Here is a 6,920-nt window from a genome sequence, read left to right as displayed (position 1 = left end):
TTCACCTGACGCCTATAAATAAAATACAAAAGCAATACTATAACTACAGTAAAATATGTAACGATTTTAAAGTAGTAAATGATTTTTTCACATCACGGGTTCAACAAACATTTAACGTGAACACCACCAAATGGGATTGGTAACAAGTAAAGGGGAGTATCATACTCCCCTTTACTGTTTCTGCTAGCCATTACGCATTCTCATTGGGGTAGAAAAAACGTATTCGCACTTATCTTTATCTTGATATGTTAACTCAATCATTTTTCTAAGGTTTTCTGGGTTATTGTGTATCTGATCCCAGTTGACTATTGATATATATGACTTTTCACTCATCAAGTTATCGATAACTCTTTCAGGCATATATGGATATATTTCTTTATATGTTGTTCTGTCGTTGATTGTTATCCACTCGGTTATATTAGGATGAAATTCATTTTTTTCATTTTCACCATGACTGGCTCTAATGTTGTTTGTCCCTGTTGAAGGAAGATTTATAATAAAAATACCTGATTTGCCGTTTCTGGGACTATCCCTCATGGATGAATATAATTCCCAATCAACATGCTTTCTATTTTTAGTCTCAGTCCCAACGAGTAAAATAAGAACGGATGTATCACGTAAATATTCATCCCTTATTATTTCTCTGATCTTTTGAGGTTCTTCTTCTTCATCAATGTCACCAAGTGATACCGAGCGATTCACAAAAATATCAAAAACATCATTCATTTTTTCAAGTTCGTTTTTGTACCATTGGTCATTAGCATGGTGGTAACTGATGAAAACTTTGTGCTTGGTCACGCTTTTTCCTCATTTATTCTCTGGTTTACGGATTTTACATCTTCATCCATACCGAGTAAAAGTCTTATAATTTATTTTTTCACACTAAGAGATACTCTCAACCACTGGATACAGTATAATCAGGAAGTGGCTACATTCTTCCAATTCAAATGAAGAGAGCAGACTTACATGCAATTCATCCATAATGATCTTGGTCAAAGAAAAAGAGGGGAGATTGTTGAAATCACCCTTACCAGTGGTGCAAATGTTAGACTAATGGATAGTTCTAACTTCAGTAGTTATAAGAATGGCCGACGACATTCCTACATTGGTGGGTTAGCAAAGCGCTCCCCCATAAGGTTACAGATCCCTTCATCAGGCCATTGGCATATTGCTGTAGATATGCAGGGATTAAGGGGGAGTACCAGGGCTTCTGTTCGCGTTCTTCCAGGGGTTCTTCCTGAAATTCAGGATAGGCCGTTAAGCGAAGTTCCTAGTCTGGTAAGAGATAACAGACCACCGTCAACAGCACAGAGCAACGAGATACATGACGTATTTATTTCGCATGCCTCAGAGGATAAAGATGATTTTGTTCGCTCTCTGGCAAACTCATTAATCAGTCACGGCCTTAATGTATGGTATGACGAAATGACGTTAAGAATTGGTGACAGCCTGAGACAAAAAATAGACAAAGGTTTAGCAAACAGTCGTGTTGGGTTAGTAGTTTTGTCTCCGGCGTTTATAAGCAAAGGTTGGACAAATTATGAACTTGATGGAATCGTCACTCGTGCTATTTCTGGTGAGCAAATATTGCTTCCCATATGGCATAATATTACAAAACAAGAAGTTGTCGATTTTAGTCCATCATTAGCAGACAAAGTTGCTCGTAGTACTGCAACTCATACAATCGATGAAATTGCTCATGAGATAGCCGAGCTACTGCATTCTCGTGGTTAATGTTTATCGAAATTCAAATAGCAAAACAAAAGGATCAATCAGCGATCCTTTTTTTATTTTTATGAATATCAATAAATTACATTCTTAACGTACGTTTTCGTTCCATTGGCCTTCAAACCCCGTTGAGGTGAAGGCTGTCTCGGTCAACCCGGTCGACTACAAAATCCGCAGCAGCACGCCGCCCGCTGATGGCGATTGGAAAGTGCTGGGATGGGATGCGGCCGGGATCGTGCAAGAGGTCGGCCCCGACGTGACGCAGTTCGCGGTAGGCGACGAGGTCTATTATGCCGGATCGCTCATAAGGCCTGGCACCAATGCGGAGTTCCATCTCGTCGACGCCCGGATCGTCGGTCGTAAACCCGCGTCGCTCGACTGGGCGGAAGCGGCGGCGCTGCCACTCACGACGTTGACGGCCTGGGAAGCCATGTTCGATCGCCTGGACGTGACGAAGCCCGTTCCCGGGGCGGCGGCGATCCTCATCATCGGTGGTGCGGGTGGGGTCGGGTCGATCGCCATCCAGATCGCTCGACAGCGCACGGATCTCATCGTCATCTCCACCGCCTCTCGGCCGGAAACCCAGGAGTGGGTTAAAGGGCTTGGGGCTCATCATGTCATCGACCACTCTCGGCCGCTCGCGCCACAGATTGCCGAGCTCAACATCGGCGCTCCCGCTTTCGTGTTCTCGACCACGCATACCGAGCAGCATGCATCCGACATCGCCGAACTGATCGCCCCGCAAGGACGGTTCGGATTCATCGACGATCCCAAGGCGCTCGACGTCATGCTGTTCAAGCGCAAGGCAGTGTCGATCCACCACGAGCTGATGTTCACACGGTCGCTCTACGGCACGCCCGACATGGATGAGCAGGGCAAGATCCTCAATTCGCTGGCGGTGCTGGTGGACGACGGCAAAATTCGCACGACGCTAACCGAAAAATTGTCGCCAATTAATGCCGCCAATCTGAAGACGGTGCACGCACTGATCGAAAGTGGCGCGGCAAGAGGCAAGATTGTCCTCGAAGGCTTCTGATGACTGCCACCGCCGAACGTCTTTTCTAACCTCAAGAACGCCGGACGGATTACGCCACGGCGAAGGAAATTTCATGACGAAATCCATTGCCACCGCCTCGATCAACCGCGAAACCGCCGTCGCCCTCATCGACGCGGCGATCGCCGCGGCACGTACAATCGGCATCCCGGCTGCGGTCGCCGTCGTCGACGCCACCGGTAACCTGCGCGCGTTCGAGCGCACTGATGACGCGCCGTTTCTCACCGTCGATGTTGCCATCGACAAGGCTTGGAGTTCCGCCTCGTTTGGGTACCCCACCCATGTCTGGAACGACTATGTTTCGAACGATCCAAAAGTGGCGCCGCTGGCCTATCGCCCCCGGATGGTCGCTGTCGGCGGAGGCTATCCGATCCTGGAAGACGGGAAGTTGATCGGCGGGATCGGCATCTCCGGAGGCAACTATCAGCAGGATCAGGATGCGTGCGTCGAGGCACTCACGAAAATCGGGTTCGAGCTGCCAGCCTGACGACTTTAAGGCCATCGCCAGCGGCGGTGGCCTGCAGATGCGACCTTATGAAAGACTTTAAGATGGAAGCGTTCGTCGTCTTCACCCGCGAAGAAACCACCGATCCGGAAGAACTCGCAACCTATTCTGCAGGCGTCGGCCCATCGTTCGATGGCCACGACGTAACCTTTCTCGCCGCTTATGGCGCGATGGAGCATTTGGAGGGGCCGCCCGTCGAAGGGGCCGTAATTTTGCGGTTCCCGACGATGCAGGCCGCCCGTGATTGGTATCATAGCCCCGCCTACCAAACCATCGCTGCGCACCGTTTTGCCGGTTCCCGCTATCGCGCCTTTGTCATTGAGGGGCGGCGGTGACACACCGACGGAAGAACGGCGGGGCTGGCCACGAGGTATCGGTCGGCGAACTCGCATCCTACAACCTGTAGGGGATCAAGGCGGTGAGGTTCGCGTGCCATCGCCACACGCGACCACTCATCGGACTTCTGCATCGGAATTGGAGGATCAGATGAGCGTCGACGAACGACAAGCCCCCGAGCTGCGGGTGCAGAGATGGATTGGCGCGGATGGAGAAAGCATCGCGCCGCTCAAGCTGTCGGATCTCGGCACCGGCCCGAAAGTCCTCTTCGCCTTCCAGCACTGGTGCCGTGGCTGCCATTTGCATGGATTTCCGACGCTACAAAGGTTGCATGGTGCATTGAGCGCCAAGGGCGTGGGCTTCGCGGTGATCCAGACCGTCTTCGAAGGAGCGGATGAGAACACCTTCGAGAAGCTGCGCGTGAACCAGCTCAAGTATGCGCTTCCTGTCGCGTTCGGTCAGGACGAGCCACCTGCCGGCGCGACGCTTCCCACCTTCATGGAGGACTACCGCACGCGGGGAACGCCCTGGTTCTCCGTGATGGACGCTGGCGGCCGCATCGTATTCTCGGACTTCCATCTCGACGCCGATCAGCTCGTGAAGGGACTGGAGCTGGTGTAACCGATGCGGCGCTGGGTCATCCTGATTGCCACCCATCTCGCGATGCTCGCCATGGGCTTCGCGGGCGGTGTCTACACGCTGCCGATCCTGACCGCCCCCCAGGCCCCGGACGCGGCGGCCTTGCGGACCATCTCAGCCGAGACGCTCTACGCAGGGCGTCTGGCCCGCGATCTCAAAGGCAGCGACCTGCTTCACTGGGGGGAAGGCGAGATCCGGGTCTCGCGCGACCGTATCGCCCATATCGGGCGCCTCGCCCCTGGTCCCGACTACAAGCTCTACCTCGCACCACGTTTCGTCGACACGAAGGAGGCCTTTCTCCTAATCAAGGACAGATCAGTCCGCGTGGGCGATGTGAAGACGTTCAACGGCTTCATCGTCGAGGTGCCTGCCGGCATCGATGTCCGTGACTACAACACGGTCGTCATCTGGTGCGAAGCATTCGACCAGTTCATCAGTGCGGCAGAGTATCAACCCTCAAGTCAGGCCCGAGAACGAGCCCGGCGATGGATACCATGAGGTCGGCGGGCAAGCGCGGCCTCGTTCTCGCGCCGGTGGCGGCGCTGCTGCTGAGCGTCGCCGCTCTGCTGCTGGGCAATGGCCTGCTGAGCACGCTCCTGATCGTGAGAGCCGGCCATAAGGGGTTCTCGACCGGCGCGATCAGCGCGATGATGTCCTTCTATTTCGCGGGTTTCACGATCGGCGCGCTCGTGTTGCCACCGATCATCGTCTCCGTGGGACATGTCAGAACCTTCGCCGGCTTCGCGGCCATTGCCTCGATGACCGCCCTTCTCCATGTGGCGTTCGTGGAGCCGATCGCCTGGATGCCGCTTCGCCTGATTACCGGCTTCGCCTACGCGGGCATGATCCTCGCAACGGAGAGTTGGCTCAACGCCCACGCATTGCCATCCACACGCGGGCAGCTCCTGTCGATATTCGGAGTTGTCTCTATGGGCTCATGGGCAATCGGGCAGGCGTTACTCAACATCGCACCGCCCGCCGACGTGACATTGTTCCTCATCGTGTCGCTGCTGATATCAGCGGCGGTGGTTCCGATCACCTTGCTGCCCAGTCATCCGCCGGCCCAGGTGGAACAGGAATGGGTCGCGTTCAGGGACCTCGTCCTCGTATCACCTCTCGCTGCGGCTGGCGCTTTCCTGGCCGGCCTGGCTATCGGTGGTTTCTGGGGCATGGGCGCGAACTTCGCCCAGAGCATCGGCCTCGATGTGGGCGGTATCTCCGCCTTCATGGCTGCGGTTCTTGGTGGAACGCTCGCCTTCCATTGGCCACTCGGTTGGCTTTCGGATCGAGTGCCCCGGAATCTTGTCATCGCCGGTGCGGCGCTGGCGTCCGCAGCGTCTGCCATCGGCGTAGCGTTGGCGGTGGAAGCGCCTCTGCCGCTGCTCCTTGCGGCAGGTGCGCTGTTCGGCGGCTTTGGCATCCCGATTTATTCGTTGTGTCTCGCCGTCGCAAACGACGATCTTCCGGCCGGTCGGCTACTCGGCACCGCGCGCGGGCTTCTGTTGCTCAACGGGATCGGGACAGCCGCTGGCCCCCTAATAGGAGCAGCTGCAATGAATATCGTCGGCCCTGGCGGCCTGTTCCTTTATGCGGCGGCGTTGCTCACGCTCCTGGCAGTGCTGGCCATCGCCCGCAGGCAGCCGAGGCGCGCCAACCAGGCCAAGGCGGCCCCCCGTTCTCCGAGCACGCCGATGATAACCGGATCTCTCGATACGATGATATGCATGGAGAAGCGGGCGCAGGGCGTGCGGGATTAGCGCGGCACGGCGCCTGCACGAACCGCGGGGTCAGGCGATGATAGCTGTTACGCGAATTTCGATACGCATGGTTGGAAGCCCCAGCGCTTCGATTCCCAACTGCGTCCAGATTGGAGCGCGGTCGGGCATGTAGTGGCGATACAGCTTGGCCATTGTTTCGTTGATCACGGGAGGGAATCCACCGACGTGATAGGAATTGACGTGGACCACATGCGGCCAGCGTGCTCCGGCGGTCGCGAGCGTCCGTTCCACGTTCTTGAACGCCTGCTCGATCTCTTCCTCAATCGACTCCGGAATGACGAGATCGTCGTTCCATCCGCCCTGTCCGGAGATCTCCACGCGGTCACCAATGCGCATTGCCTGAGAATAATGAAGCGCGTCATGCAGGCGCGTCCCGTATCCGGGGGTGATGAAGAATGAAGGTGTTGTCATGAGTTTGCCTTTGATGAGCCAGGTCAACGCGGCTGCAAGTGACCGTATGCATGCAGAAAGAGATGCAGGGCGTTCGGCACTAGCGCGCCGGCTGCGGTGGAGGGCTTTATTCCACGTCTTCTACGGTGAGGTCCCGGCCGTTGAACTGCACGGTCTCCCCGGCTCGGGCACCCTCGATCGCTTCGAAGATCGGCGCCATCGTGGAAATGCCCATGAGCTCACGCCCCTGACAGGTAAACTTGCTCGTTGACACCGCGATCACAAAGTGGCGGCCGGACAGCTTGACGACAGCGCCTTCGTTGACGGCCAACTTGGGGCCGAAATCGATCGTCCTGAGCTTTTCGAGTTTATTGGCGTAGTCATGGAGCGTGTCATCGAGCGCTTCAGCGAAGTCGCTCGCGACCTCGGCCTGAGCTAGTTCGTCGTTTTCGATCGGTTCGCTCCGATCGAGCCGAGCGGTAGAGACATA

Annotated in this window: 10 protein-coding genes; 7 read left to right on the top strand and 3 right to left on the bottom strand. The window is 55.3% G+C overall.

All coding sequences use genetic code 11. The annotated features are described in order from the left end of the window. Nucleotides 1-183 precede the first annotated feature (183 nt). Nucleotides 184-798 (bottom strand): TIR domain-containing protein, encoded by a 615-nt coding sequence (locus NMC31_RS25575; protein WP_032640595.1) that lies wholly within the window; start codon nt 796-798, stop codon nt 184-186. Between the two features lie 168 nt (nt 799-966). On the opposite strand from NMC31_RS25575, the gene NMC31_RS25570 reads away from it, so the two are divergent. The 7 genes from NMC31_RS25570 (at nt 967) to NMC31_RS25540 (ending at nt 6,019) form a co-directional block, all read left to right on the top strand. Further along, entirely contained in the window at nt 967-1,734 is a 768-nt protein-coding gene (locus NMC31_RS25570) for a DUF1883 domain-containing protein (protein WP_001159650.1), read from the top strand. A gap of 127 nt (nt 1,735-1,861) precedes the next feature. After that, nucleotides 1,862-2,764, top strand: a complete 903-nt coding sequence (locus tag NMC31_RS25565) for a zinc-binding alcohol dehydrogenase family protein (RefSeq protein WP_004357628.1) — start codon at nt 1,862-1,864, stop codon at nt 2,762-2,764. 73 nt (nt 2,765-2,837) lie between these two features. Then, the gene (locus NMC31_RS25560) at nt 2,838-3,269 is read left to right on the top strand and encodes a GlcG/HbpS family heme-binding protein (RefSeq protein ID WP_004357630.1); all 432 of its coding nucleotides are present in this window, start codon (nt 2,838-2,840) and stop codon (nt 3,267-3,269) included. A 47-nt stretch (nt 3,270-3,316) separates the two neighbouring features. Next, complete coding sequence (locus NMC31_RS25555) at nt 3,317-3,622, top strand: DUF1330 domain-containing protein (protein ID WP_004357632.1); 306 nt, start codon at nt 3,317-3,319, stop codon at nt 3,620-3,622. Between the two features lie 151 nt (nt 3,623-3,773). Next, nucleotides 3,774-4,244, top strand: coding sequence for a TlpA family protein disulfide reductase (locus tag NMC31_RS25550; protein WP_011191345.1), 471 nt, complete (start codon nt 3,774-3,776; stop codon nt 4,242-4,244). 3 nt (nt 4,245-4,247) lie between these two features. Further along, complete coding sequence (locus NMC31_RS25545; RefSeq protein ID WP_004357637.1) at nt 4,248-4,760, top strand: DM13 domain-containing protein; 513 nt, start codon at nt 4,248-4,250, stop codon at nt 4,758-4,760. After that, nucleotides 4,748-6,019, top strand: a complete 1,272-nt coding sequence (locus NMC31_RS25540; protein WP_004357638.1) for an MFS transporter — start codon at nt 4,748-4,750, stop codon at nt 6,017-6,019. The genes NMC31_RS25545 and NMC31_RS25540 overlap by 13 nt, the downstream gene beginning before the upstream one ends. A gap of 30 nt (nt 6,020-6,049) precedes the next feature. Here the strand turns inward: NMC31_RS25540 and NMC31_RS25535 are convergent, their stop codons facing one another. Both NMC31_RS25535 and NMC31_RS25530 read right to left on the bottom strand, forming a co-directional pair. After that, nucleotides 6,050-6,451 carry a RidA family protein gene (locus NMC31_RS25535; RefSeq protein ID WP_004099044.1) on the bottom strand — a complete coding sequence of 134 codons (402 nt, stop codon included), beginning with the start codon at nt 6,449-6,451 and terminating at the stop codon, nt 6,050-6,052. Between the two features lie 106 nt (nt 6,452-6,557). After that, on the bottom strand, nt 6,558-6,920 hold a 363-nt coding region (locus tag NMC31_RS25530), incomplete at its 5' end, for a hypothetical protein (protein WP_253899379.1).

The sequence above is a fragment of the Pseudocitrobacter vendiensis genome, from assembly GCF_943590815.1.
Classification (GTDB): domain Bacteria; phylum Pseudomonadota; class Gammaproteobacteria; order Enterobacterales; family Enterobacteriaceae; genus Pseudocitrobacter; species Pseudocitrobacter vendiensis.
The sequence above is the reverse complement of the archived record's forward strand: the minus strand, read 5'-3'. Positions and strand labels throughout refer to the sequence as shown.